The following is a 25179-nucleotide window of genomic DNA, read 5'->3' as shown; positions in this document are numbered from 1 at the left end:
GGAGGAACACGACGGAACCACCCACTGGTCCGCCTTCGACGAGAAGGAGCGCGCGGAGGTGTTCGTCCAGCAGCTACGGCCGCTGACCTCGCCGCCGGCGCCGAAGCACAGACCCCGCTCGAAGTCGGCCTCGACGTGGGGTCCGAACAAAGTGCCGCTCGGGGTCCCCGGCGATCTGCTGCGCCAGGTCCGCAGGGTGCGGGACCCGCGCCGTCCCCATCTGCTGTCCGTGCACGACGCGTTCGAACAGGCGGGGTCGCTGTGGGTGGTCATGGATCCGGTCCAGCCCTTCTCGCTCCGCCACCTCATGAAGGAGCAGGGAAAGCTGGACGGCGCCGGGGCCTCGTACCTCGGGGTGGAGATGGCGGCCGCCCTCCAGGAGCTGCACGACGAGGGCATCGTGCACGGCCGCTTCGACCCCCGCCACGTGTTCTTCCGAGCCGACCGCACCCTGGCCCTGGCCGGCTACGGACTGACCCCCTCACCGCACGACGAGCAGGGGCCGTGGGTGCGGCCCTGGCGTCCGGACTCCCGGTACACCGCGCCCGAGCTGGCGGCTCCCAAGGCCGACCGGCCGCCGCCCCCGACCCGTTCGGCGGACCTGTGGGCCCTGGGCATGGTCATTCACGAGATCCTCAGGGGCAGCCGCAGTCTGCTGTACGGGCCGCTCAGGAGGTTCCGCTGGGTCCGCACGGTGCACGACGCGCGCCCGCCCCGCATCGCCGGGGAGACCGAGATCAGTCTGCTGCTGGAGCTCCTGCTCTGCCCGCACCCGGGTGCCCGTACCTCCGCCGCCCCTGCCCTGGTCTCGCTGCGCACGCTCGCCGCGAGGCACCAGCCGATGGCCGGTGGTCACTGGGCCGTCGCCAACCGGCCGCCGCGCTCCTTCTGGGAGCACCTGCGCGAGCAGCTGGTACAGGCGTTCACCACAGCCACCAGTCGGGCGATGGCCGCCTTCATGACCGGGGTGCTGGTCACCCTGCTCGCGCTGTTCGGCTGGCACCTGGTGAGCCGGCCCTCGGCCCCCGACCCGGGGACCTCCTTACTGGCCGCGCTGGTGTTCGGCGTCGCTTACGGGACCGTGCGCGTGCTGTCGCAGGTGGGCTGGCACTGCCTGGCGCTGTTACGGGCGAAGGTGCGCGGCGGTCCGGGCCGCGTTCCCGGCCCAGCCGTCGCGGCCGCCACCGGCCCCTCCCCCGACCGGGCACCCGTACCGCCCCCGCCTCCCCCCGCGGCCCTGGCGGAACTCCCCGCCTGCACACCCCGGCTGACCCTGAGCGACACCGGGGCCCAGGTGGGACGCGCCGTCCGGCTGGAGTTCCGCCTCGACGTCCCGGCCGGCCATCCCTGGCACCGGGCCGCCGGGGACACCAGGGCCCCCGCCGAGCTGGTGCTCGTGGCCTCGCCGCGCGGGGCCGGGTCGACCCTGGAACCGCCCTGCGCGGGGTATCTCGTACAGCACGCCGAAGCAAAGCCCGCCGCCTTCGTGTTCACCGCTCACACCCCGGGCCGGCACCGGCTCCGGTTCACGGTGTACGACCGCACACACGGCGTGGTGCTCCAGGAGCTCGATGCGACCGTGGAGACCACTGAGCCCGCTCTGCTCGGCTCCGCCCGGCACGAAGGACCGGAGTTCTGAACCCTTGAACCCCCCGATCGACTGGGACGCGGCCCAGGACCCCAGCCGCGCCTACCGGCTGCTGCCGGAGCCCCCGTCCTGCGGGCCCAGGGAGCTGACCGTCTGCATCCGCCGTCCGTCCGAAGCGGTGACCACCATCGTCCTGTGGGGCGACGATCCCGACGTCCTGCCGCAGCCGCGGACCAACCTCTGCTACGCCACGCTGGAGACGGGCGCGGAAGAGCTCATGACTCTGTCGGCCCGGCTCATATCCGGCTGGCAGGACTTCGTCGCGTACCAGCCGGTCCAGTGGCGGGGACCGCTGGACGCCCTGCCGTACACCAACCTCGCCGATCTCGGCGACCGCCCGGCCGTCGAGGTGGAGGCGCAGGTGACCCGCCTGGTCTGGGAGGGCCAGTACCTGCTGGACGAGCTGCTCGCCGGGGACGGTCGGCAGCTGGCGCAGGCGCGCGACCGGCTGACGGCAGTACTGGGCCGCCGGGACCTGCGGATCCGCTTCGACTCCGATCTGGACCTACCCTGGCCCCTGCTCGCGGTCGGCGCCGGGCCCATGGGCGAGCCGCTCGACAGTGACCCCTTCGGGTACTTCCTCGGGCACCGGCACCAGATCGAATCGCTCGAGCAGGCCTATCCGACCGCCTACTGGTACGTGTCCACCCGCACTCGTCCCCATTCCAGCTCCCAGATGGACCACCTCACCCTGGCGGGCCGCGGCCTGCACCAGCAGTAGCGCCCGTGTCGGCCCCACCGCACTCCTCCAGCCCCGCCGGCGTTCGAGGCGCGGGGGTCCGGGGGCAGCGCCCCCGGCGACGGTGCCGCACCCGGCCGACGGGGCTCCCGGGCCTTGGCCAGGGGGTTTCCCTGCGCATTGAGGGGAACTGCGGGGCCCGCGGAGCAGTAGGCGGCGGGCCCCGCGGGCATGGCATCCCTTGTGACTCTCCTCCGTGACATGCGCTACCCCACACCGCGGGAACTCGGGCTCGCCGCCCGCGCTCTGGCGGACGAACACCCCGGCGAGGTAGGGCTTCGCCAGGCCGGAGCCTCCCGGGCCGGGCAGCCGCTCTGGGTCCTGTCCCTCGCCGCCACGGGCGGCACCCCGCTCGGCACCCCGCTCGGCACCGACGACCGCGCCGTCCTGGTCGTCGCCGGGGCACACGCGAACGAACCCGTCGGCGGTGCCACCGCCCTCTCGCTCGCCCGGCGCCTCCTGGACGACCCGGCCCCGCGGGCCGGCTGCGGCTGGCACTTCCTGCTCTGCGCCGACCCGGACGGCGCGAACCTGCACCGCACACCCAGCCCGCGGTCCCTGCTCGACTACCACCGGAGCTTCTTCCGGCCGCCCGGCCCCGAACAGCCGGAGTGGGCGCCGTCCTTACTGCCCCCGGACCGGCTGCCGCCCGAGACCCTGGCCCTGACCGCGCTCATCGACGAGCTGCGGCCCGTCCTGCAGGTCTCGCTGCACGCCACCGACCTCGGCGGCTCCTGGGTGCAGCTGACCCGGGACATTCCCGGCCTCGCCGAGCCGTTCGCCGCCTCGGCCGCCGAGCTGCACATCCCCGTGGAGAACGGGGCCTCGGACGCGGCCGGCTGGCCCTCCCCCGGGCCCGGGATCTTCGTGATCCCGCAGCCGGGCAGCGAGGCCGCGGGGGCCTTCCACCCGGAGGACACCCGGCTCAGCACCTGGTACCACGCCCACCGATACGCCGGCACCACCGCCATCGTCGAAGTCCCCATGTGGGCCTCCGACCTGGTGGACGATCCGGCCCCGCACCCGGACCCGCGCGGCACCCTGCGCACGCTGGCCGCGCGGCTGACCGCGGACGCCGCGCTCGTCGCCGCGGTCCGCGGCGGCGCCCGCGTACGGGAGGACCCTCCGCCGTACGGGGACCCGGCCACGGCGCCCCTGCTGCGCGCGGTGGACTGGACGCTCGCGCTGATCCCCCAGGTCGCGGCCGAGTGGAGGGCCGGGGCTCCGGCAGCGGCCACCGCGGCGTACATCGCCAGCATCGACGCCTTCGGGCGGCGGCTGTCGCTGCGCGCCGCCGCGATGCTGCTGCGGGTGCTGCGCGCGCAGGGGCACCCGGCGGCGCCCGGGCTGGACCGGCTGGTCGCCGGGTGGTGCGAGGATTTCGCGGCCCTCTTCGGGGCCCGCTGGGTCCCGGTGGCCACCCAGGTGGAGCACCAGTCCCGTACGGTCCTGGCCGCCTACGACCGGTTGGTCGCGGCCGGGCTGCCCGACAGTACGGCCGTCAGCTCCGGTTCGTCCTGAGGCGGGTGGCCGGACCGGACGGCGGAAGGGGGACGGGCCTGGCGCCGTCGTGATCCCGCTCGGCGTCGTGGAGCGGACGGGTGCCCTCGGCCGCGTCCGCCATCCACCGCGCCACCCGCGACCGCCGGTCCTGCGGTCCCGCGGCGGACTCCCCGTCGGAGATCCAGGTGGTGAGGGTGAACCGGTGGTCCGAGAACCGCCCGCTCGGGCAGGTGGAGGGCACCACCTCGTGAAAGGCGCTGGAAGGGAAGAAGGCGATCGTGTCGTGCTCGGGTTCGATCGTGCGGTAGGACTCGGCGGGTCGCGCCCTGCCCTCGTGCACCACCGTGTCGTACAGGCGGAGTTTGCCGCCCCCGAAGCCTCGGGGCGTGCGGTGCAGGTAGTACACCGCGGACAGCGCCGTGCTCGCGTCACGGACGCGGGAGGCATCGGTGTGGATGCCGAAGTGGCCGCCCTCGCCGTGCGCCGTCAGGACGGTCAACGACCGGGTGAGGGCGGCCCGGTGGTCGAGGAGCTCCTGGACGAGCGGCAGGCAGTCGGCCAGGTGTGCGCTGAACACCTCGCTGGTCACGGGCAGGACCAGCGAGTCCCGCCCCTTGCGGGACACCTGTCCGGTGAGGGGGTCCAGGACCGTTCCCGCCGTGAAGTCGTCCTGCCGCGCTATCGCGTACTCCAGCAGGGCGCCGGCACGCTGCGCACCCAGGAAGTTCTCGAAGCGGCAGACCGGCGCCGGCACGGCGAGCGCGGGGGACCACTGGTCGGAGGGCGGCAGTACACGGGGGCCGATTTCCATCGGCGTGGCCGGTTCCCTCGTGTATCCGCTCATAGCCCGGAACCGTACGACGGCGGCCGCCCGCGCCGAAGGGGCACACGGGGGCGCATGGGTGTGCGCGGCGCACCCGCGTCACACGACGGTCCGGGGTCGGCCCCACCGCGGTGAGCGGTCGGTCAGCGGTCAGCGGTCCACGGGCAGGCTGTACCGGAGCTTCGGGCCTCCGGTGGCCCCGAGACGGTCGTAGAACCCGATCGCGCCCTCGTTCCATTCGGGGGTCTGGAATTCGACGTGGTCGAGTCCGAGGGGCGTGTGTTCCATGGGAGCCATCCTGCGCGGTGGCTCCCGTCGGCGGACCGGCGGGGCCTCCCGGCGGGCGGCCTCAGCCGGCCGAGAGCCGGAAGGTCATGTTCCCGAAACTGACCTGGTCCCCGTCCCGGACCAGCGCGGAGCCGGTCACCCGGCGTCCGTTGACCGTGGTCCCGTTGGTGGAGCCGAGGTCCTTGAGCACCCACCTCCCGTCGCGCATGCTCAGCTCCGCGTGCGCCCGGGAGACCGTTTCGTGGCTGAGCCGCAGGCCGTTGCCGGGGTCGCGGCCGATCCGCAGGGCCGCCGCGCTCGGGTGCGGCAGCAGCAGTTTCGGCAGTCGCTCGGCGGCCCAGGCGCGCCGGACCCCGACGGAGACGGCCGAGACCCGGCCGACCCAGCCGAACAGCCGACGGGTCCAGGGGCTTTCGGCGGGCTCCCGGGACTGGAGATCGGCGGTGAGCACCGCCAGGTCCTCGGAGCGGCGCGCGACGAGGGCGAGTTCCATGCGGCGCAAGAAGGTGTCGTGGGACAGCTTGCCGAGGGCCGCACCCTCCCTGAGCTGGCCCAGCGCCCGGTCGCGCTCGGCGTCGGACAGCCGCGGCGCGGGGAAGGCGGGAATCTCAAAACTGGACGTCACAGGGTGATTGTCGGCCCGTCGGGGGCGGAGTGTCCAGAACTCCCCCGCCGCGCCCGCAATGATGGGCAGGATACGCATGCTGGACACCGCCGACGACGAGGGGAGCGCCCGTGCAGTTCGAGGTGTGGGCACCGCTGAAGGACCACGTCGCCCTGCGGCTCGACGGGGCGACGTACGACATGGCGCGCGATCCGGACCGGGACGGCTGGTGGACCGCCGAGGCCGCGGCCGCGGACGGGAGCCGCTACGGGTTCCTCCTCGACGGCGAGGGCCCCCGGCCCGACCCGCGCGGGCGGCGGCTGCCCGACGGACCCGACGGGCTCTCGGCGGTGGTCGACATCGAGGCCCTCGCCCCGCGGCCGGCGGCGCCGCCGCACACCGGGCTCCAGGACGCGGTCCTCTACGAGCTGCACATCGGCACCTTCACCCCCGAGGGCACCTTCGACGCGGCCGCCGCCCGGCTCGGCCACCTCACCGCCCTCGGCGTCACGCACGTGGAGCTGATGCCGGTCTGCTCCTTCGCCGGCCGGCACGGCTGGGGCTACGACGGGGTCGCGCCGTGGGCGGTGCACGAGCCGTACGGCGGCCCGGCCGGCCTGGCCCGTTTCACGGCCACCGCGCACGGGGCCGGGCTGGGCGTGGTGCTGGACGTGGTGCACAACCACCTCGGCCCGTCCGGCAACCACCTGCCCGCCTTCGGCCCGTACTTCACCGACACCCACCACACCCCGTGGGGCACGGCGGTGAACCTGGACGCGCCCGGCTCCGACGAGGTGCGCGGCTACCTCGTGGGAAGCGCGCTGGCCTGGCTGCGCGACTACGGGATCGACGGCCTGCGGCTCGACGCCGTGCACGCGCTGGCCGACGACCGCGCGCTGACCTTCCTGGAGGAACTGTCCGCGGCCGTCGACGAACTGGCCGCCGACACCGGCCGCCCGCTGTTCCTGATCGCCGAGTCCGACCGGTGCGACCCGCGCACCACCACCCCGCGCGCCGGCGGCGGACCGGGCCTGCACGCCCAGTGGAACGACGACTTCCACCACGCCCTGCACTGCGCACTGACGGGCGAGTCCCAGGCGTACTACGCCGACTTCGCCGCGGCCCCGCTCTCGGCCCTCGCCAAGACCATGACCCGGGCCTTCTTCCACGACGGCACCTGGTCCTCCTTCCGGGGCCGCACCCACGGCCGGCCGGTGGACCGCCGCCGGACCCCGGCCCACCGCTTCCTCGGCTACAGCCAGACCCACGACCAGATCGGCAACCGGGCGCTCGGCGACCGGCTCTCCGCCTCGCTCTCCCCCGGGCTGCTGGCGTGCGCCGCGACCGTGACCCTGACGGGGCCGTTCGTCCCGATGCTGTTCATGGGCGAGGAATGGGGGGCGCGCACCCCCTGGCAGTACTTCACCGACCACCCGGACCCGGAGCTCGCCGAGGCCGTGCGGTCCGGCCGCCGCCGGGAGTTCGCGGCGCACGGCTGGAAGGCCGAGGAGATCCCCGACCCGCAGGACCCGGCCACCCGGGACCGCTCCCGCCTGGACTGGACGGAGCCCGAACAGGCCGTCCACGCCCGCCTGCTGGACTGGTACCGCACGCTGATCGCGCTCCGCCGCACCCATCCGGACCTGCGCGACCCGGACCTGGCGGCGGTCCGGGTCGCCCACGACGAGGAGCGCCGCTGGATCACCTTCCGGCGGGGCGACGTCCGGGTGGTCGTGAACCTCTCCGCGGACCCGGTGACGATCGCGCTGGGCCGCAACGGGGTGCGGGTGCTGGCCGCCTGGGAGCCGCTCGAACATCCCGGTCCGGACGGGCGGATCCACGTACCGGGCGAATCGGCGGCCGTCCTGGCCACGTGAGGCTCACTCCACGACGGCCAGTTCGCGCGGGGCGTTGTTCAGACGGCGCCCGCCGTCCTCGGTGACGGTCACGATGTCCTCGATGCGGACGCCGAACCGGCCCGGGAGGTAGACGCCCGGCTCCACGGAGAAGCACATGCCGGGGACCAGCGGCTGCTCCTCGCCCTCGACCAGGTACGGGGGCTCGTGGGTGGTGACGCCGATACCGTGACCGGTGCGGTGGATGAAGCGCTCCCCGTAGCCGAACTCGGTGATCACGGCGCGGGCGGCCCGGTCCACCTCCTGGCAGGAGACCCCGGGCCGGACCGCGGCCACGCCTGCCTGCTGGGCCTCGCGGACGATGTCGTGGACCCGCTGCTCCTCGGCGGTGGGCTCGCCGACGTGCACGGTGCGGGAGATGTCGGAACCGTAGCCGAAGCGCAGGCCGCCGAAGTCGAGGACGACCATGTCGCCGTGGCGGATGACCCGGTCGCCGGCCTCGTGGTGCGGGTTGGCGCCGTTGGGGCCGGAGCCGACGACCGTGAAGTCGACCTGGGAGTGGCCGTGCGCGCGCAGCAGGGCGGCCAGGTCGTCGGCGACGTCGAGCTCGCGGCGGTCGGCGAAGGGGAGGTGGAGGATCTGCGCGTAGGCGGCGTCGGCGGCGGCCCCCGCCGCGGCGAGGCGGTCCAGCTCCCGCTCGTCCTTGACGGCGCGGAGCATGGGCAGGCAGTCGGTGAGCGGCGCGTAGGTGGTGTTCGGCAACTCCCGCTGGAGGCCGAGGAGATGCAGGGCCCAGGTGTTGTCGCTCACGCCGAAGCGCCCGCGGAAGTCCAGCAGCGGTGCGGTGACGGCGTACGGGTTCTTCCCGTCGGCCCAGTCCCGCAGGGTCAGCGCGGTGGCGCCGGGGGCCTCCTCCGCGTCGGGGGCCTCCAGCGCGGGCACGATGAGCACCGGGTCCTGCCCGGCGGCGAGCACGAGCAGGGTCAGCCGCTCGGTCTCGGCGGTGGGCCGGTAGCCGGTGAGGTGCGTGAGGTCGGGCCCGGGGGCGATCAGCAGGCCGGCGAGCCCCGCCTCGGCGGCGGCCCGGGCGGCGGCGGCCATCCGGGCGGCGTAGTCGTCGGCCGTGAAGGGTGCGGGTTCACGTGTCATACGGGTGATCCTGCCGTGCCCCGCCCGGCGGGCGCAGCGGCCGCGCCGATCCGCCTCCGGCGAGGGAACACCGGGCCGAGGCGCCCCGTCGCCCTGCCCGCCGAGGCGCCCCGTCGCCCTGCCCGCCGAGGCGCCCCGTCGCCCTGCCCGCCGAGGCGCTCGGCGCCCTCGGGCCCCGGGCACGGCGCCCGCCAGGTGAGCCCGGCCGGGGCGGGCCGGTGGCGAGTGTGACGGCCCGGGCCCGGTGACCGGCGGAGCCACCGGGGCGGCAGCGCGCTCCAGGATCGGGCCCTCCGGCGGGCCGGGCGCGCCGGTCGGCCCGCGCGGCGCGGCGTGGCCCGCGCCCCGTCGTCCGGGCCCAAGGCCGATATCGCGTCGCGGGGGCACCCCTCTGATCGGCTATGCTGTGCTTGCACATCGAACGGGTGGTCCGCCGCCCGTCGTGGTGGGTGTAGCTCAGTTGGTAGAGCACCTGGTTGTGGTCCAGGTGGCCGCGGGTTCAAGTCCCGTCACTCACCCTGTTGATCCCGTGGGGCACGAGGCTTCCTCGTGCCCCACGGGATTTTTCGTGTGCCCGCGGCCGCGGCCAGGTCCGCAGGAAGGCCTCCACCTCGGTGACGAAGGCCACCGGGGTCTCGTGCGGCGGGTAGTGGCCGGAGCCCGGGATCGTCACGATCCGGCAGTCCGGGTAGCAGGCCTGCCACGTGGCGCGCATCACGTCCGGGGTGATCGCGAGGTCGTACTCCCCGACGAGGACGAGCACGGGGACGGTGTTGCCCTTCACGGCGGCGGACAGGTCGAGGGGCTGCCAGCTCTCGAGGTAGCCGGCGAAGGCCTCGGGGCGGGAGACGGCGAGGGAGTGGGCGACCATCCGGTCGAGCCAGTGCCGGCTCGCGCGGTTGCCGGTGACCAGGTCGAGGATGGTGCGGCGCTTGTCGGGGTCGGTGGCGGCGCCGTGGAAGAGGGCGTGGGTCGTGTCGTCCATCGCGTAGGGCGCGGCCGGGACCGGGGCGAGGCCGATCAGCTTCTCCACCCGCTCGGGGGCGCGGACCAGGACCTGCTGGACCGCCTTGCCACCCATGGAGTGGCCGAGGAGGGAGAAGGTGTCCCAGCCGAGCTGGTCGGCGAGCTCCAGGACGTCGTCGGCGATCTCGGCCAGGTTGTGGCGGCCGGAGACGTCCCGCCGGTCGCCGTAGCCGCGGTAGTCGAGGAAGACGTAACTGAAGCCCTCGGGGTCCAGGTGGTCCAGTACGGAACCCCAGTTCGCGGAGGTGCCGAACCAGTCGTGCAGCACGATGACGCGGACGGGTCCGGTGCCGATCCTGCGGTGGGCGATGGCCATGCGTTCTCCCTCGGTGACGTGGCGAAGAAAACCGACGCCGAGGGTTCTGCCCACCGGGCCTACCGTCACACCGCGCGTCCGGCATCCCGTGCGCAGCCGTGCGCAGCCTCCTGCCGCGGGAGCCCCGGGAGCCCGCGGCAGGAGGAGCGGATCAGACGGTCCTGATCGCCGGGTCCGAGACGCCGGCGGCGCCGGTCTCCACGTGTCCGGCGAACCGCCGCAGGAAGGTGGTGTCGGCGTCGGAGACGACCTTCACGTCGTACCAGCGGCCCGAGGCGGCGAGGGCCACCGTGTGGGAGACCGTCGCACCGGCCGCCACCCGGAGGGTCTGGGCCGCGCCGCCGTAGGCGTTGGTCACCGTGAGGTTGACGGCCGCCGTCCCGGAGTTGGTCAGCGTCAGGGCCAGGCTCCCGGTGGCCGCCAGGTGGCGGGCCGTGACCTCGGGGCCGGTCTTCTTCGCCGGGCCCTTCCAGGTGCGCAGGAAGCCGTTGGGACCCCAGACCGTGAGGTTGATCTGGTTGCCGGTGGAGCTGTTGGTGGACCAGGTGTCCGAGAGGGTCTTGCCCGCCTCGACGGTGTAGGGCCAGGGGCCGTCCGTACGGTTGCCCGAGGTGCTGTGGAAGTGGGCGCCCAGGGTCGGGCCGGAGGCGAAGGTGAGGGTGAACTGGCCGGTGGAGGCGGTGCGGGTGCCGTCCACGTAGGGGCTGTAGCCGAGGGCGCGGGTCGGCTTGGAGCCGGCCTCCTGCCCGGGCAGGGCGCCCGTCGCCGGCGGGGTCGGGTGGTAGGACGGGTGGCGGTTCTTGTCCGGCGGAACGTATCCGGCCGTGGACGGGAGCGCGGCGGGCGCGGCGTCGGCCCGGGTGAAGTCGAAGGCCGAGGTCAGGTCGCCGCAGACGGCTCGGCGCCATGGGGAGATGTTGGGCTCCCGCACCCCGAAGCGCTGCTCCATGAAGCGGATCACCGAGGTGTGGTCGAAGGTCTCGGAGCAGACGTAGCCGCCCTTGCTCCAGGGGGAGACCACGATCATCGGGACGCGCGGGCCCAGCCCGTAGGGTCCGGCCGCGTAGCCGCCGCCACCGGCGTACAGGTCGCCCTTGACGTCGGCCGTGGACAGGCCCCAGGCCGAGGAGGCCGGCGGGTACGGGGGGACCACGTGGTCGAAGAAGCCGTCGTTCTCGTCGTAGGTGATGAAGAGGGCGGTTTTGGCCCAGACCGCCGGGTTCGCGGTGAGCGCGTCCAGGACCTGCGAGATGTACCAGGCGCCGAAGTTCGTCGGCCAGTTCGAGTGCTCACTGAACGCCTCGGGGGCGGCGATCCAGGAGACCTGGGGCAGGGCGCCGCCCACCACGTCCGCGCGCAGCCGGTCGAAGTAGCCCTCGCCCGCCTTGGCATTCGTGCCCGTGCGCGCCTTCTCGTACAGGGCGCTGCCGGGCTGGGCGTTGCGGTAACTGTTGAAGTACAGGAGCGAGTTGTCGCCGTAGTTGCCGCGGAAGGCATCATTGATCCAGCCCCAGGAACCGGCGGCGTTCAGGCCGTCGCCGATGTCCTGGTAGACCTTCCACGAGACCCCGGCGGACTCCAGCCGCTCGGGGTACGTCTTCCAGCCGTAGCCGGCCTCCTGGTTGCCGAGGACCGGGCCGCCGCCCACCCCGTCGTTGCCCGTGCAACCCGTCCACAGGTAGTAGCGGTTCGGGTCCGTGGCGCCGATGAAGGAGCAGTGGTAGGCGTCGCACACGGTGAAGGCGTCGGCGAGGGCGTAGTGGAACGGGATGTCGTTCCGGGTCATGTACGACATGGTCGTGGCCGTCTTCGCCGGGACCCACTTGTCGTACTTGCCGTTGTTGTAGGCCTGGTGGCCGCCCGCCCAGTCGTGGTTGAGGCCTTCGAGGAACTGCATCCCGAGGTCCTGGACCTGGGGGTTGAAGGGCAGGATGTCCTTCGTGCCGTTCGACTGCTGGAAGACGGACTTGCCGTTGTCCTGGAGGACCGGCCGCGGGTCACCGAAGCCCCGGACCCCCTTCATCGCGCCGAAGTAGTGGTCGAAGGACCGGTTCTCCTGCATGAGGACGACGATGTGCTCGATGTCCTGGATCGTTTTGGTGGTGCCCTGTGCCGAGATGGCGGCGGCTCGCGCGATGCTGTCGTTCAGCATCGTGAGGGCCGCGGTGCCACCGGCTATCTGCAGGAACCTGCGACGATTCAGCTCTGCCATGGGGTGACGACCTCTGGGAGTGAGGGGGGAGTCGAGGGGCGCCCCAAGGACAGCGGTCCCGGGGTACCGGCCGGAGATCACTTCGTGACACTGCGCCGTACACCTGGAGAACGGAAAGAGCTCCCGAACGACCTGCATATCTGCTGAAATGACCTCCCACACACTGCACGGGGGGCGCAGAGCGGATGGCGGGGACCGAGTTCGGGCATGCCATCGGGCTGCCCCACGCGCTCTCCGGCCTGCCGCTGGCGCCGCTGCTGGGAGGTTACGGGGAACTCCTCGCCGCACAACAGACCATCGGATTGAGCCACTTGGGCGAGCTACTGGTCCCGCCCGGCGGCCGGTTACGGGTGCTCGACGGGGTTTTCGCCGTCACCGGTCCCGGCCGGCGACGGCACGTCGGCGCCGACATGCTGCGGGCGATGCGCCGGGATCAGGCGGAACCGGCAGCGGCCCGCTTACTGGAGCGGCTGGCCGGGATCCAGGCGGCGGACCCCGCCGCCCTGCGCCGGATCCTGCTGTACCAACTCACCCACCTGCTCCACGACCACCCCCAGGGTCATCTGCCGGCCACCGCGGCCGGTTTCGGGGTCGACCCGGCCGAGGCCGCCGCGCTGGTCCACGCCGCCGACCGGCGGGCCCGGCTGGACGGCGGGCAGCGCGCCGCCGCCGAGGCCCTGCGGGACGACGTGCTGGAGCACCGGATCCGCTCCGCCGCCCGCCGGGCCGCGCTGCTGCCGCCCGCGGACGGGGACCGGCCGCTGGCGGACCTCCTCGCCGCGCTGGCCGACCGGGCGGCCGCCGCCGACGGCGAGCTCGCGGTGGCCCGGCGGCACGAGGAGCGGGGCGATCGGGAGCGGGCCTGCGTCCACTACGAGGAGGCGGCGGCGCTGGCGGGCGACTGCCCGCGCGCGGTGCGCGGGCTGGTGCGCACCTACCGGCCGGATCCCGGGGACCCCGGCCCGCTGGAGTCCGTACTCGTCCCCGGCGGTGTAGAACTGCGCTGGCCGCCCGGGGACTTCGGGAAGGCGCGCTGGCGGGTGGTGCGGCTCACCCGCGGGGAGCCGGCCGGCTCCCCGCTCGCCGAGGTGGCGGGCCGGCCGGCCGGGGGCGTGCTCGTGGACCGCGGCGCCGGGACCGGCGAGGAGGTCCGCCACGTGGCCCTGCCGCTGCGGGCCGACGGCGCCGTCGACGGGCCGCCGCTGATCGGCGCGCCGCTCGCGGTCGCCCCGGCGGTGACGGAGGTGCGGGTCGGCGACGGCAACGGGTGGATCGAGGCCTCGTGGACGCCGCCGGCGGGCGCGACCCACTGCGAGGTGACGCTGACCGGTCCCGGCGGGCCCGCCCCGGTGCCCGCCGCGGCGCCGGCGGGCCCGCGCGAGAGTGTGCGGGCCCGGGGGCTGGCGCCCGGGAGGTACGAGCTGAGCGTGCGCGCCCGGTACGCCCCGACGGGCCGCGCCGACCGCGGGGTGCTCTCCTCGGCCGTGCGCGCTGCAGTCAGCGTGCACCCCTGGCCCGCACCCGTCCTCACCCTGACGGCGGTGGCCCGGGAGGCGGGCGGGGTGGAGTTCCACCGGACGGGCGGCGACGGGGCCGGAGCAGGGGTCCGGCTGGTGGAGTGGCCCGGCGCGGCCCCCGCCGACGGGGCCGAACTGACGGCGGCCGAACTGCCGCCGCCGCTGGACTGGGTCCTACGGGGTCCGGCCGGACCGGGCACGGGTGGACCGGGCACGGGTGGACCGGGCTCCGGTGGAGCGTTCTCCTTCGGACACCCGCCGCCGGGATCGCTCACCACCGTGTCCGCCGTGTCCGTCCTCGGCGAGCGGGCCCTGGCCGGGCCCTCCGTCCTGGTCGAGGCTCCGCTGCCGGTGACCGGGCTGGCGCTGCGGCGTACCGCGCCCGACCTGGTCCAGATCACCTTCGACTGGCCCGGCTCCGCGGGCACCGTCACCGCCACCGTCACCCAGGAGGGCCGGCGCACCGAATGCGCCGTGGCCCGCAGCGTGTTCCTGCGCGAGGGGCTCCTTCTGCCGGTCACCCCGGCCGCGTTGTCCGTCGAGGCCCACGCCGCCCCGCGCGGCGCCCGGTCCGTGCACGCCTCCCCCGGGCCCGACGCCCGGGCCGCGCTGCCCGCCGACGTGGCCATCGCCTACGAACTGGTGCCCGGCGCCCGGCGCGGACTGCGCCGCGGGCCCGCCGTCCTGCGGGTGACCGTACGGGCCCCGGGCGGCGAACCCGGCCCGGACCTCCCCGGATTCGTCCTTGTGGCCCGGGGCGACGGCAGCCGCAACCCGCGGCGGCCGGGCGGCCCCGCCGCCGGCACGGCCGTGTGCCGGGTGACCGGAGCCGAACTCGCCGCCGCGGCCGCGGGCACCGGGACGGGTACCGGCACCGTGGAGCGCCCGATCGACACCGCCGCCGCCCCCGGCCGCCCGTACGCCCTGCGCGGTTTTCTCCTCGGCGGCGCCGCCGCCTCCGTCCGGCTCGAAGAGCCTCCTCTCCCCTCCCTGGTGGTCCGCTGACATGACCTCCGTCGTCTGCCCCTACTGCTTCGACCGGTCCCCGGCGGCCCGGCTGCCCTACCGTTGCCAGATGTCCGCCACGGGGGTGCGCGGCGCCAGACCGTGCAGCGCCGAACTCGACACCGTATGGGCCGATTTCATGGGTCCCAGCGTGCCGCCCGCACTGAAGATGCGCGGGCCGGTCTTCACCGCCCCGCGCGCCCTCGGCCGGCGTCTGGTGCCGAACGGGGGCGGCTCGCGCGCGGACTGCCCCGACTGCGGCGGTTCCACCCCGGTGCGGGTCTGCCGGCGCTGCCACAGTGACTTCCCGAGCGACTACTGCGACCAGGACACCCGGATCATCGCCCTGCTCGGCCCCAAGGCCTCCGGCAAGAGCACCTACGTCTCCGTGCTGCTGGGCGAACTGCGGGGCCGGGTGGGCCGGGCGTACGGGGCCTCGGTGACCGCCATGGGCGGCGAGACCCAGCGCCGGGACCGGGAGCTGGCAGAGGACCTGTACGACCGGCTGCGGCTGCCGCAGGCCACCCGGCCGGCGGCGCTGGGCTTCAACGACCCGCTGCTGTACCGGCTGAGCCTGCCGCTGCGGCGCCGGCTGCGCGGGGACGGCAGCCGGCACACCGCGCTGGTGTTCTTCGACGCGGCGGGCGAGGACCTCGGCAGCGCCGAGGCCATGGACCGGTACACGCACTACCTGGCCGCCGCCGACGGGATCATCCTGCTCGTGGACCCGCTGCAGATGCGGGCGGTGCGCGACCGGCTGCCGCAGGACGACGGGCCGCCGCTGCCGGTCATCGAGACCCCGCCGCAGCAGATCGCCGCCGATCTCGCGGCCCAGCTGCGGGCCCATGGCCGGGGCTCCTCGCGCGGCCGGGTCACCACCCCGGTGGCGGTGGCCGTGACCAAGACGGACTCGCTGGTGCCGCTGCTGGAGCCGCACTCGCCGCTGCTGCGCAACGCCGACCACCGCGCGGGAGCGCTGGACGAGGAGGACCGGCAGGCGGTGCACGAGGAGATGCGCGTGCTGCTCGACGGCTGGGACTCGGGGGCGCTGCTGCGGCAGCTGGAGCGGGACTTCGCGCAGCTGTCGCTGTTCGGGCTCTCGGCGCTCGGCTCGCCGCCGCCCGCGAACGCACCGGCCGACGCCCCGAAGTCGGGTCCGCGGCCGCTGCGCGTGGAGGATCCGCTGCTGTGGCTGCTGGGGCTGGGCGGGCTGCTGCCGCGCACCGGTGGCGCCGCCGGCACGGGTGCCCGTACCGGCTCGGAGGGGAACTCATGAATCTCGCCCAACTGCACTACACCTCGGCTCCGCCGGGTCCCGACGGCTCCGGTTTCCGGTTCACGGCCGTCAGCTCCGGGGTGCCGGCCACCCTGCTGCGCGAGGCGGAGCAGCTGATCGGCTACGAGCCGCCCCGGGACGCGCCGTCGCGGCCCGGGCCGCAGGAGCTGGCCGCCTTCCCGCAGGCGCTCAGCCTGAACGTGCTGGCCGACGGCAGCCGGCTGCTGGCGCGTTCGGTGTACACGGGCGCCGACTACAGCGGCCGCTGGGGCAATTTCCACGCGCACGCGGTGCACCTGCCGCAGCCCGCCGGATCCGGCCCGGCCGTGGGCGAGCTGCCGATCACCGCCTGGGGCTCGCCGCAATGGGCCGCCGCCACTCCGCCGGGCGGCGCCCCGGCGCTGGCCGCGGTGCCCGCGCCGGGCCGCCTGGACCGGGCCGCGCTGGCCGCCTTCGTCGCCGCCCGCGCGCCGTGGCTGGCCGCCTTCTTCGCCGATGTGCGCCGGCTCGGGGAGGACCCGGACGCACCGCAGGTCGTGCTCGTGGAGGCGGACAGCGAGGCCGTGGCCCGCTGGATCATGCTCGCGTGCAGTGTGCTGCCGCACCAGCGCGGGCAGTGGCTCACCTTCACCACCTACACCCGGCGCCCGCAGCTCGCCCGGCAGCAGATCATCGGCGTGGTGCCGGAGGACGGGCTCGGTCTCGCCGGGCAGGAGCACCGCTACCGGGTGTACGACGCCACGCGCGGCGCCGCCCCCGCGGCCGGGGCCCCGGACGTGTGGGCCGACACCGCCGCGCGCGTCTGGCAGGCCGCGCGCCAGGATCTGGTCGCCGAGGTCCGGCGGCTGGCCGCCGGACCGTACGACGCGGGCCCGCTGGCCGCGCTCGCGCTGACCGCGGGGATCGCCCTGCCCTCCCCCGGCCGGACCGCGGCCGCCGACTGGGCGGCCGGGCACCGGGACGCGCTGGACGACGTACGGCTGCACACGCTGGCCCTGGCACTGGGCGGCCCGGCCGGGGACCGGGACCCGGCGGAGATGGACGCGGCCGGGCGGCTGCTCGCGGCCCTGGACGGCTGGGCCCCGCCCGCGGTGTGCGAGCCGCTGGTGGCCCTGACCCTGACGGAAGCGGTACGGACCGGCGCGCCGCCGGCGGCCCTGCCCACCGCGGGCTCCCTGGGCGCGGCCGTCCGCGGCCGGCTCGCGGCGGAACTGGAACCGGGCCTGCGGGCGGCGCTGAGCGGGCCCGCGGCCGAACCGGAGCATCCGGCCGGGCTGTTGCGGGTGGCCTCGGTGCTCGGGGTGGACGTGAGCGATCTGCTGCCTTCGGTGGCCCGGCGGTCGGCACGCGCGCTGCTCACCGATCCGGAGCGGGCGTACGGGCCGGGGGAGCGGGCCGCGCTGGCCGAACTGCCCGGGCTGCGCGCCCTCGTACTGGACCGGCTGGACTCGCTCGCGGCGGGCGATCCGGCCGCGGGACGGCGGCTGTTCGCCCGGGCGGCGCTGCGGCTGACCGCGGCCGACGCGCGGCCGCACCTGCGGATGTGCGCCGAGGCCGCGGCGTGGTCCGCGGCCGGCCCGGACCGGGTCGGCGCGATGAACGCCCTGCTGGCCCACTCGGGCGTCTCGCTGTACGCGGAGCCGCTGGTCCTGCGGACCGCGATGCGGCTGGTGTGGGACGGGGAGCCGCCGGGGGCCGGCGAGGCCGCACTCGTGCTCGCGGCGACCGGGGCGCAGGTCCACCGGGAGTCCGGGACCTGGGAGTTGCTGGTGCAGGCGGCGGTGCGGGCGCCGGCCGGCGACGCCGAGGCGGCGGAGCTGGCACCGGAGGTCCTCGGACAGTTCCAGGAGGAGATCCCGGCCCGGCTGCGTCCGTCGCTGCTGCTGCTGGAGCTGGCCCGGAACCTGCGGTCGGGCGCGGCGGGCGGGGGCTGGGTCCGCCAGGCGCTGGACCTGCGGTCGCTGGATCCGGAGCCGGGCCCTCGGGAGAACGCGTACGAGGTCCTGTGCGCGCGGCTGCTGGCGGCGGACCGGCCGGACAGCGAGCTGCGGGCGCTGATCGAGAGCAACGACGCGGAGCTGCTGGCCGCGTACCGGCTGGCGGCGCGGAAACCGGCGGTCCGCGACCGGCTGCGCCTGGATCCGGACTACGTCGCGGACTGCTTCACCGTGTGGTCCTCGCAGCCGCAGGCCGGCCCGCTGTGGCAGGAGGCGCGCACGGACCTGCTCGACGGGGTGCTGCGGCCGGCCGTACGGGGCCTGGCGGCGGCGGAGCTGGCCGAGGTGGAGCAGTCGCTGGCCCGGCTGGGTGGCCGCTGGGCGGACGAGTTCCGCGGCTGGCAGCGGCCGGGCGCCCTCGGCCGCCTGCGCGAACGCTGGGGCGGGCGCCGCTCCGGCGGTGACGGGCAGACGGCGGGCGGTCAGAAGTCCGGCGGTCAGGGGGCGGGCGGCCATGGGGGCTGATGTGGTGGATCCGGTGCTGATCGCGCGGATCCTCGGCACCCTCACCGGGGTGATCGCGGTCGCCGTGTGCCTCGGGTACGGGCTGTGGCGGTTCCTGGCGCTGGCCCTGTCGGCCGCCTGGGCCGCCTTCCGTACGCACCCGCCGGGCGGCAGCGACCCGCGGATCGTCCCGTACACGGGTCCCGAGCCGGCCCGGCCCGCGTACTGGGCCGGACAGATGTGGCTGGACGCCCGGTTCGCCGGACAGGCCGCGGCGCTGACCGTCTGGTTCCTGCTGACCCGGCACTGGCTGGGCGCAGTCGTGCGCCACCGCCTGCTGCGCGGCCGCAACGGGCAGACCGGCGAGCTCGCCGAGAGCGGCTTCGGGCGGCTGCTGCTGCGTGTGCTGGCTCCCGGTACGGCGCTGGCCGCGGTGCTCTCCGCGCTGCTCGCCTCGGTCCTGCTGGCCGGCGTGGCCCTGTTCTTCGCCGTACAGCTCGGCCTGGTCGCGCTGGGCGCGCTGGCCGCCGCCCTGGCCGGGCGGACCGCGGAGCGGCTGTGGAAGCTGGTCCTGGGCGTCCGGATGAAGTGCCCGTACCCGGGCTGCTACCGGCCGTTCCCGCTGGCCGTGCACCTCTGCCCGGGCTGCGGCGCCGCCCACCGCGAGCTGCGGCCCGGCGCCTTCGGCGCGCTGCGGCACGTCTGCAGCTGCGGGAAGGGACTGCCGACCACCCTCATGACCGGTCGGCGCAAGCTCGCCGCCCGCTGCCCGCACTGCGACCGGAGCCTGCCCCCGGCCGTCGGTACCACCCGGGTCGTGCACCTGCCGCTGATCGGGGGCACCTCCGCCGGGAAGACCATGCTGCTGGCAGCCATGCTCGAGGGGCTGCGGTCCTGGTCGCACGAGTCCCGGCTCACCCTCGAGTACGCCTCCCCCGACGACCTGCGCGAGGTCAACACCCTGGGCCGGCAGGTGAACAGCACCGGGTGGACCCTCAAGACCCAGGGCGGGCAACCGCGCGCCCTGATGCTGCTGGTCGGGTACGGGCGCCGGCGCCGGCTGCTCTACCTGTACGACCCGATGGGCGAGTCCCTCCGGGACGCGGACACCACCCGCGGCCAGGGCTACCTCGCGCACGCCGACGGGGTGCTGCTGGTCACCGACGTGCTCGCCGCGCCCGTCGTACGCCGCGCCCTGCGCGCGGGCGACACCGAACGGGCCGAGGCGGCCCGGCCGGCCGACCTCGGCCCGGTGGAGACGTACGCGGGGTTCAGCGGCGAGCTGCAGGGGCTCGGCGGGCGCCGCGGGCGGCTGCCCGTCGCCGCGGTCGTCACCAAGCGGGACGCACTGGACCGGCTGGACTCGCTGCCGCGGCCGGCCGAGCCGGTCGAGGCGTGGCTGACCGAGATCGGGCTGGGCGAGCTGGTCCGCGCGCTGGGCCACGACTTCGCGGCGGCTCGGTACTGGGTGGTCAGCGCCCGCGCCGCGACCGGGGCGGGCGCCCTGGACACCGAGCAACGGCGGGCGGCGGAGCCGGTGCTGTGGCTGCTGTCCCGGACCGGGCTGCGGGTCGGGCGGCTCTCACGGGAGCGGCAGGACGCACAGCAGGCCCGCGCCGCACAGGAAGCGCGGGACGCGCAAGCCGCGCAGGACCGGCGGGAGACTCCCGCCGCGCGCGGCGCGCAGAGCGACGAGAGGAGCAACACCCCATGATGACACCGCAGATCACGCGGGGCCGCCGGATGATGATGGCCCTGTTCGTGTCGGCGGTCGTGATGACGGCGGCTGCCGCGGTGGCGGCGCTGGTGCGGTACATCCCGCAATGGACCGGAAGTTGAAGGAGATTACGCGGTGAGTGACATCCCCGGCGGGCCGATGGCGAACCGGCCCGTCCATTTCATCTGGCTGATCGACTGCTCGTACTCGATGCAGGGCGAGAAGATCGGCCAGCTCAACTACGCGATCAGAGAAGCAGTCCCGGAGATGCTCTCCGTCGCACAGGACAACCCGGCGGCCCAACTGCTGCTGCGCACGATGACGTTCTCCACGACGGCCCGCTGGCACCACAAGGACCCGGTGCCGGTCGAGCAGTTCACCTGGCAGGACGTGCAGGTGGACGGGATGACCAATCTCGGGGAGGCCCTCCACCTCGCGGCGCGCGAGCTGGACACCCCGCCGATGCCGCAGCGCGCGCTGAAGCCGGTGCTGGCGCTGGTCTCCGACGGGGTCCCGACGGACGACTGGAAGGCGGGGCTGCGGGCGGTGGACGCCACCCCGTGGGGCCGCAAGGCGGTCCGCGTGGCGATCGCGATCGGCGCGGACGCCGACCGCAACGTGCTCCAGGAGTTCCTGGGCAATCCCGAACTGCAGCCGCTGGACGCGAACAGCCCCAAGCAGCTGGCGGCGGCGATCCGCTGGGCCTCCACGGCGGCGGTGAAGGCCGCCTCCCAACCAGTGGCGGGCTCGGGGGACACGACCATCAAGCAGCCGCCGTACGCCCCGCCCGTGCTCGACGACGACGATGACGACGTGTGGTGAGCGAGCCCGTGCGGACCCATGGGCCGCTGCCGCTCTGGGACACGCTCCACGGCAGCGTCCAGGGCGTGAACAAGAGCCGCAACCAGGACCACTACGACGTGGAGGGGATCGGCACCGCCGGGCGGCCGCTGATCATGGCGGTGGCCGACGGCCACGGCTCGGCGGCGCACGCCCGCAGCCACCTGGGCTCCCGGTTCGCCGTGGACCTGTTCGTCCAGCAGGCCCGGCTGTTCGCGGCGCTCGCCGAGCCCCGCGGCGAGGGGCGGCCGCCGAGCCTCGCCTGGCTGATGAACTACGCCCAGTACACGCTGCCGCGCCAACTGGTCAGCGCCTGGCAGGAGAAGGCGCTCGGCCACTGGGAGCGCACCAGCTCGCACGGGGAGCCCGTACTCTCCCCGCCGGACAAGCTGGTGTTGTACGGGAGCACGCTCGTCGGCGCCGTGCTGACCCCCCGGGTCTTCGCGGCGTGGCAGCTCGGCGACGGCGAGCTGACGGTGGTGACCGAGGACGGGCAGGTGACCGTACCGCTCGCGCCGGACGAGGCCGATCTGGGCGACGAGACGGAGTCCCTGTGCTCCCCGCAGGCCTGGCTGCGGGTGCGTACGCACTGGGCGCCGGTGACCGCCCCCGCGCGGGCGCCGCGGCTGGTCTCGCTCACCACGGACGGGCTGTCCAAGAGCTTCGCCTCGGACAGCGGCTTCCGTCAGTTCATGGCCGGACTGGACGACCGACTGTCCGCGGAGGGCGCGGACTGCGTCCGGACCGTCCTGCCGGAGTGGCTGGCCAAGGCCTCGCAGCACTCGGGGGACGACACCACCCTGGTGGCGGCCTGGCACGCCACCACGGCCCCGGCCGGGCCGGAAGGCCTTTCCGGCCCGCCGGAGGCCGCCGAACCGCCGGAGCCGGCCGACCCGCCGACGCCCGCCGAACCGGCCGCCGGGATGCCTGAACCGGCCGACCTCTCCGATATGACAGACCCGTACAGGAGTGACGAATGAGCGGCATGCTCAACAGCGGTACCCGGCTGACGGCCGACAGCGGCCCGGGCCTGGAGGTCTTCGAGCTGCTCGGCGCCGGCGGCCAGGGAGAGGTCTACCGGGTGCGCACCCCGTCCGGCGACCAGGCCCTCAAGTGGTACTACCCGGCGTGCGCGACGCCGGAGCAGGAGGACATCGTCCGCCAGCTGGTGGACCGCGGCTTCGACGACGACCGCTTCCTGTGGCCCCGCGACTTCGTGGCCGACGGGCGCGGCGGCTTCGGCTACCTGATGGACATCCGCCCGGACCGGTTCAAGGGGCTGCCGCTGCTCTTCCGCCGCAAGCTGCGGACCACGGTCCGCGCGCTGCTGACCGCCTGCCTCTACACGGTCGAGGCGTACCAGGCGCTGCACTCGCGCGGGATCGCCTACCGGGACATCTCCTGGGGGAACCTGCTCTTCGACCCGGTCACCGGAGAGGTGCTGGTCTGCGACAACGACAACGCGGTGGTCGAGGGGGACAGCACGGGCATCTCCGGCACCATGGCGTTCATGGCGCCCGAGCTGGTGCGCGGCGAGCCCGGGGTCTCCCCCGGTACCCAGAGCGATCTGCACTCCCTGTCGGTCCTGCTCTTCATGTTGCTGATGAACCATCATCCGCTGATGGGCAAGCGCGAGTTGGACATCCGATGCTTCGACGAGGCGGCCGAACGCCGGCTGTACGGGAAGGACCCGCTGTTCCTCTTCGACCCGCTGGACCGCTCCAACGCCCCCGACCCCGTCGAGCACGCGACGGTGCTGGCCACCTGGGCGGTGGCGCCCGACTCCCTGCGCGACCTGTTCACCCGAAACTTCACCCGGGGCCTGCGCGACCCCGCGGCCCGGGTGCGGGAGTCCCAGTGGCGGGACGCCCTGCGGGCGGCCCTGGACGCGGTGGTGGACTGCGCCCACTGCGGGAAGCAGAACATGACCGAGCCCCGGGCCGCCGCGGCAGGCACCTGCTGGAGCTGCGGGAACGTGCTGGTGCTGCCGCCCCGGCTGGTGCTGACCACGCCCCCGCCGCGCACCGAGCACCACATCCTGCTGCACCGCTCCTCGCGCGTGCAGGCGCACCACCTGGCGCCGGAGCCGGCCCGGCACGATTACGGCGACGGCACGCTGGTGGCGCAGCTCACCGAACACCCGCAGCGGCCGGGGAAGTTCGGCCTGGCCAACCGTTCCGGGTCCGCCTGGACGGGTACCCGCGCGGACGGCAGTACCCAGGAGATCGCTCCGGGGCAGACCGTGCCGCTGCGGTCGGGGCTCGAGCTGGACTTCGGGGGCGCGCGGGCCGTCGTACGGGCGAGATGAGCGGGATCAGCCCAGCAGCCGGCTGATCTCCTGGGCCAGGGCGAGGCCGGTGCTGCCCGCGCCCAGTCCGAGGGTGATGGTTTCCAACGACCGCCGGATCAGGCCCGGTTGGGCGGCGCGCCCCTCCTGTCCGGCCCGGTCCAGTTCACCGCGCAGGACCTGCGCCGCGTCGAGCCGCTCCTGTGCGGCGCCCTCCGCCCGGAGCCACTGGGCGAGTTCGGCGGCCAGGCGCAGGGTCTGCGCGGCGCTGTCCCGGGCCCCGATGTTGATGGTGCCGTTGTCCCCGATGTTGTTGGGGCCGGAGATGTTCCCGTGGAAGTTGTAGGTGCTCACGCGGTACTCCTCGTGCTGGTTCAGGGGTGCCCGGCCGGGTTCCCCGGTGCCTGTGCCTGACCGAGCTGGTTGACGGTGCCGTGGGCGCCGATGTTGCTGGCGTGGATGTCGCCCTGGAAGGTGTAGGTGTGGGTGTTGATCACCTGCTGCGCCTGGTCGTAGGAGCTGGTGTCGACGTTGTGGTCCTTCAGGAACCGTTCGGTCGCTATCAGCACGCCCTGCTGGAGCCGCTGGAGGAAGTCCTGGGAGTCCGTCCGCTCGGAGAAGCCCAGCTGGTCCCAGTCGGCGACCCTCTCGCGGAGGCTGTCCACGGCTCCGTAGTCGAACCGCAGGTGCCGCCGGTCGATCTCGCGGCGCCACTTCTCCAGCCCGCGGGCCCGTGCGCGCCGTGCGGAGGCCAGCCGGGAGAGTCGGCCCGGGGCGCCGGTGAGAGCCGACGCGGTGGTGGCGGTGGCGAAGCGGAAAAGGCTCCACCAGCGTTCCCAGCCGTCCGGCGGCAGCTGGTGGACCCGGTAGAAGCGCGCCTGGAGCGGAGGGATCCCGTACGCCGCCACCTCCCAGGTGAGGCTGGGGAGCTGGAGCCTGGCCCGCAGGTGCATGGAGACGATGACGCGGCCGCCCTCGCCGGCCCGCTCCAGGCTGAGGTAGGTGCGCATCCCGGCGCCGGACTGCACCACCCCGGCCTGCACCAGCTGCTTGGGGATCTGGGCGCGCGGGCGGCGCAGCCGGTCGGGGAGCAGGTCGGGGCCGACGTAGGAGACGTGGTCGCCTATCACGTAGAGCCGGTTGCGGGCCCGCAGGCCCTTCAGCCCGGCGATGTGCTCCATCTCGCGGGCGATGAAGCTGTGCAGGTCGACGGCGTCGAAGGGCTTGATGGTCAGCTTGCCGCCGCCCGCCGGATCGTCGGCGGGCCGGCTGACGTCGATGGGCTGCCAGACCATTTCCTTGATCTTGGAGCCGCTGCCGACGAACGGGTTGGTCCGCTCGGCACTCGCCGTGTACGGAACCACGTTGGCCCGCTTCTGCTCCAGCAGCCGGCCCTCCACCTCCGCGCCGAGCTCCGGGGCGAGGTCCTTCGGGCGCCCGGAGCCGTGCTCGACGCCGAGCGCCGCCTTGCGGGCCGCGTCCTCGGCCCCGCGGACCAGCCCCCAGGCCGTCGCGCAGGCGAGGACGAAGGCGCCGGCGGCCCCGAGGGCGAGCCCGGGCAGCGATGCGACCAGCCCGTACAGCGCGGCCGGAACCGCCGCCCACACGCCGACCGCACAGAGCCGGGCGAGGCGCCGGTCGCGCAGGTCGGTGCGCCGGACGGAAGCCCGCGCGTGACGGGCCAGGGCCACCAGGTCGATGCCGAGGGAGAGGCCGGTGGCGCGCAGCCGGTCCTCGGTGAGCTCTAGGTCCACCTCACGGGCGAAGCCCTCGTCCAGGTGCGCGCCCGCGCACAGCAGACGCGTCACCGCGTCGTCCCGGTACTGCGCCAGCACCGGTAACCCACGTGCCGTCATATCGCGCCCTCCCCCGTGGCCCACGACCCTGCCGCCTCACCCTATGTAAACGGGCCCCGCATGTCCCGGGGTTGGC

The 25179-nt window shown here is 74.7% G+C and carries 20 protein-coding genes and 1 tRNA gene; 13 read left to right on the top strand and 8 right to left on the bottom strand.

All coding sequences use genetic code 11. The features are described from left to right. Positions 1-58: 58 nt before the first annotated feature. The 3 genes from ACIQZO_RS31585 to ACIQZO_RS31575 all read left to right on the top strand — a co-directional run bounded on the left by ACIQZO_RS31585 (position 59) and on the right by ACIQZO_RS31575 (position 3908). Entirely contained in the window at positions 59-1639 is a 1581-nt protein-coding gene (locus ACIQZO_RS31585; RefSeq protein ID WP_403632711.1) for a protein kinase, read from the top strand. 4 nt (positions 1640-1643) lie between these two features. Then, positions 1644-2369, top strand: a complete 726-nt coding sequence (locus ACIQZO_RS31580; RefSeq protein ID WP_403632708.1) for a hypothetical protein — start codon at positions 1644-1646, stop codon at positions 2367-2369. A gap of 201 nt (positions 2370-2570) precedes the next feature. Then, complete coding sequence (locus ACIQZO_RS31575; protein WP_403632705.1) at positions 2571-3908, top strand: M14 family zinc carboxypeptidase; 1338 nt, start codon at positions 2571-2573, stop codon at positions 3906-3908. Here the strand turns inward: ACIQZO_RS31575 and ACIQZO_RS31570 are convergent. The 3 genes from ACIQZO_RS31570 to ACIQZO_RS31560 form a co-directional block, all read right to left on the bottom strand. Then, positions 3889-4734: a 2OG-Fe(II) oxygenase gene (locus ACIQZO_RS31570; protein ID WP_403632702.1), complete on the bottom strand. Its 846-nt coding sequence runs from the start codon at positions 4732-4734 to the stop codon at positions 3889-3891. The genes ACIQZO_RS31575 and ACIQZO_RS31570 overlap by 20 nt on opposite strands. Positions 4735-4863: 129 nt before the next feature. Further along, entirely contained in the window at positions 4864-5001 is a 138-nt protein-coding gene (locus ACIQZO_RS31565; RefSeq protein ID WP_403632700.1) for a hypothetical protein, read from the bottom strand. A 61-nt stretch (positions 5002-5062) separates the two neighbouring features. Then, complete coding sequence (locus ACIQZO_RS31560) at positions 5063-5626, bottom strand: DUF1707 and FHA domain-containing protein (RefSeq protein WP_403632697.1); 564 nt, start codon at positions 5624-5626, stop codon at positions 5063-5065. A gap of 110 nt (positions 5627-5736) precedes the next feature. Between ACIQZO_RS31560 and treZ the strand changes: the two genes are divergently transcribed. Then, the gene (gene treZ / locus ACIQZO_RS31555; RefSeq protein WP_403632694.1) at positions 5737-7482 is read left to right on the top strand and encodes a malto-oligosyltrehalose trehalohydrolase; all 1746 of its coding nucleotides are present in this window, start codon (positions 5737-5739) and stop codon (positions 7480-7482) included. Positions 7483-7485: 3 nt separating this feature from the next. Here the strand turns inward: treZ and ACIQZO_RS31550 are convergent, their stop codons facing one another. After that, the gene (locus ACIQZO_RS31550) at positions 7486-8610 is read right to left on the bottom strand and encodes a M24 family metallopeptidase (RefSeq protein ID WP_403632691.1); all 1125 of its coding nucleotides are present in this window, start codon (positions 8608-8610) and stop codon (positions 7486-7488) included. Positions 8611-9055: 445 nt separating this feature from the next. Between ACIQZO_RS31550 and ACIQZO_RS31545 the strand changes: the two genes are divergently transcribed. Then, positions 9056-9128 (top strand) — tRNA-His (locus ACIQZO_RS31545). Here ACIQZO_RS31545 and ACIQZO_RS31540 read toward each other — a convergent pair. Continuing rightward, positions 9110-9952, bottom strand: coding sequence for an alpha/beta fold hydrolase (locus ACIQZO_RS31540; protein WP_403632688.1), 843 nt, complete (start codon positions 9950-9952; stop codon positions 9110-9112). The two genes, ACIQZO_RS31545 and ACIQZO_RS31540, sit on opposite strands and share 19 nt — an antisense overlap. 151 nt (positions 9953-10103) lie before the next feature. Further along, positions 10104-12164, bottom strand: coding sequence for a phosphocholine-specific phospholipase C (locus tag ACIQZO_RS31535; protein ID WP_403632685.1), 2061 nt, complete (start codon positions 12162-12164; stop codon positions 10104-10106). A gap of 185 nt (positions 12165-12349) precedes the next feature. Between ACIQZO_RS31535 and ACIQZO_RS31530 the strand changes: the two genes are divergently transcribed. From ACIQZO_RS31530 to ACIQZO_RS31495, 8 genes are read left to right on the top strand one after another with little or no spacing between them, the layout of a single operon-like run. Continuing rightward, a complete protein-coding gene (locus tag ACIQZO_RS31530) occupies positions 12350-14686 on the top strand; it encodes a hypothetical protein (RefSeq protein ID WP_403632683.1) in 2337 nt (778 codons plus the stop codon). Between the two features lies 1 nt (position 14687). After that, the gene (locus tag ACIQZO_RS31525; RefSeq protein WP_403632680.1) at positions 14688-15962 is read left to right on the top strand and encodes a hypothetical protein; all 1275 of its coding nucleotides are present in this window, start codon (positions 14688-14690) and stop codon (positions 15960-15962) included. Continuing rightward, the gene (locus tag ACIQZO_RS31520) at positions 15959-18424 is read left to right on the top strand and encodes a GTPase-associated protein 1-related protein (protein ID WP_403632677.1); all 2466 of its coding nucleotides are present in this window, start codon (positions 15959-15961) and stop codon (positions 18422-18424) included. The genes ACIQZO_RS31525 and ACIQZO_RS31520 overlap by 4 nt, the downstream gene beginning before the upstream one ends. Further along, the gene (locus ACIQZO_RS31515) at positions 18414-20117 is read left to right on the top strand and encodes a hypothetical protein (RefSeq protein WP_403632674.1); all 1704 of its coding nucleotides are present in this window, start codon (positions 18414-18416) and stop codon (positions 20115-20117) included. Before ACIQZO_RS31520 ends, ACIQZO_RS31515 begins: the two co-directional genes overlap by 11 nt. Next, complete coding sequence (locus tag ACIQZO_RS31510; protein ID WP_403632672.1) at positions 20114-20242, top strand: hypothetical protein; 129 nt, start codon at positions 20114-20116, stop codon at positions 20240-20242. Before ACIQZO_RS31515 ends, ACIQZO_RS31510 begins: the two co-directional genes overlap by 4 nt. Before the next feature lie 37 nt (positions 20243-20279). Beyond that, positions 20280-20942 (top strand): tellurium resistance protein, encoded by a 663-nt coding sequence (locus ACIQZO_RS31505; RefSeq protein ID WP_403632910.1) that lies wholly within the window; start codon positions 20280-20282, stop codon positions 20940-20942. Beyond that, entirely contained in the window at positions 20939-21940 is a 1002-nt protein-coding gene (locus ACIQZO_RS31500; RefSeq protein ID WP_403632670.1) for a PP2C family serine/threonine-protein phosphatase, read from the top strand. The genes ACIQZO_RS31505 and ACIQZO_RS31500 overlap by 4 nt, the downstream gene beginning before the upstream one ends. Next, on the top strand, positions 21937-23268 hold the full coding sequence (locus ACIQZO_RS31495; RefSeq protein ID WP_403632667.1) for a protein kinase: 1332 nt from the start codon (positions 21937-21939) through the stop codon (positions 23266-23268). The genes ACIQZO_RS31500 and ACIQZO_RS31495 overlap by 4 nt, the downstream gene beginning before the upstream one ends. Positions 23269-23274: 6 nt before the next feature. Here ACIQZO_RS31495 and ACIQZO_RS31490 read toward each other — a convergent pair whose 3' ends face one another. Together ACIQZO_RS31490 and ACIQZO_RS31485 are read right to left on the bottom strand one after the other, a co-directional pair. Beyond that, positions 23275-23601, bottom strand: coding sequence for a hypothetical protein (locus ACIQZO_RS31490; protein ID WP_403632664.1), 327 nt, complete (start codon positions 23599-23601; stop codon positions 23275-23277). Between the two features lie 20 nt (positions 23602-23621). Continuing rightward, positions 23622-25103 carry a hypothetical protein gene (locus tag ACIQZO_RS31485; protein WP_403632661.1) on the bottom strand — a complete coding sequence of 494 codons (1482 nt, stop codon included), beginning with the start codon at positions 25101-25103 and terminating at the stop codon, positions 23622-23624. Positions 25104-25179 lie beyond the last annotated feature (76 nt).

This window comes from Streptomyces sp. NPDC097617 (assembly GCF_044761485.1).
Lineage (GTDB): Bacteria > Actinomycetota > Actinomycetes > Streptomycetales > Streptomycetaceae > Streptomyces.
This window is presented reverse-complemented; position numbering and strand designations above follow the sequence as displayed.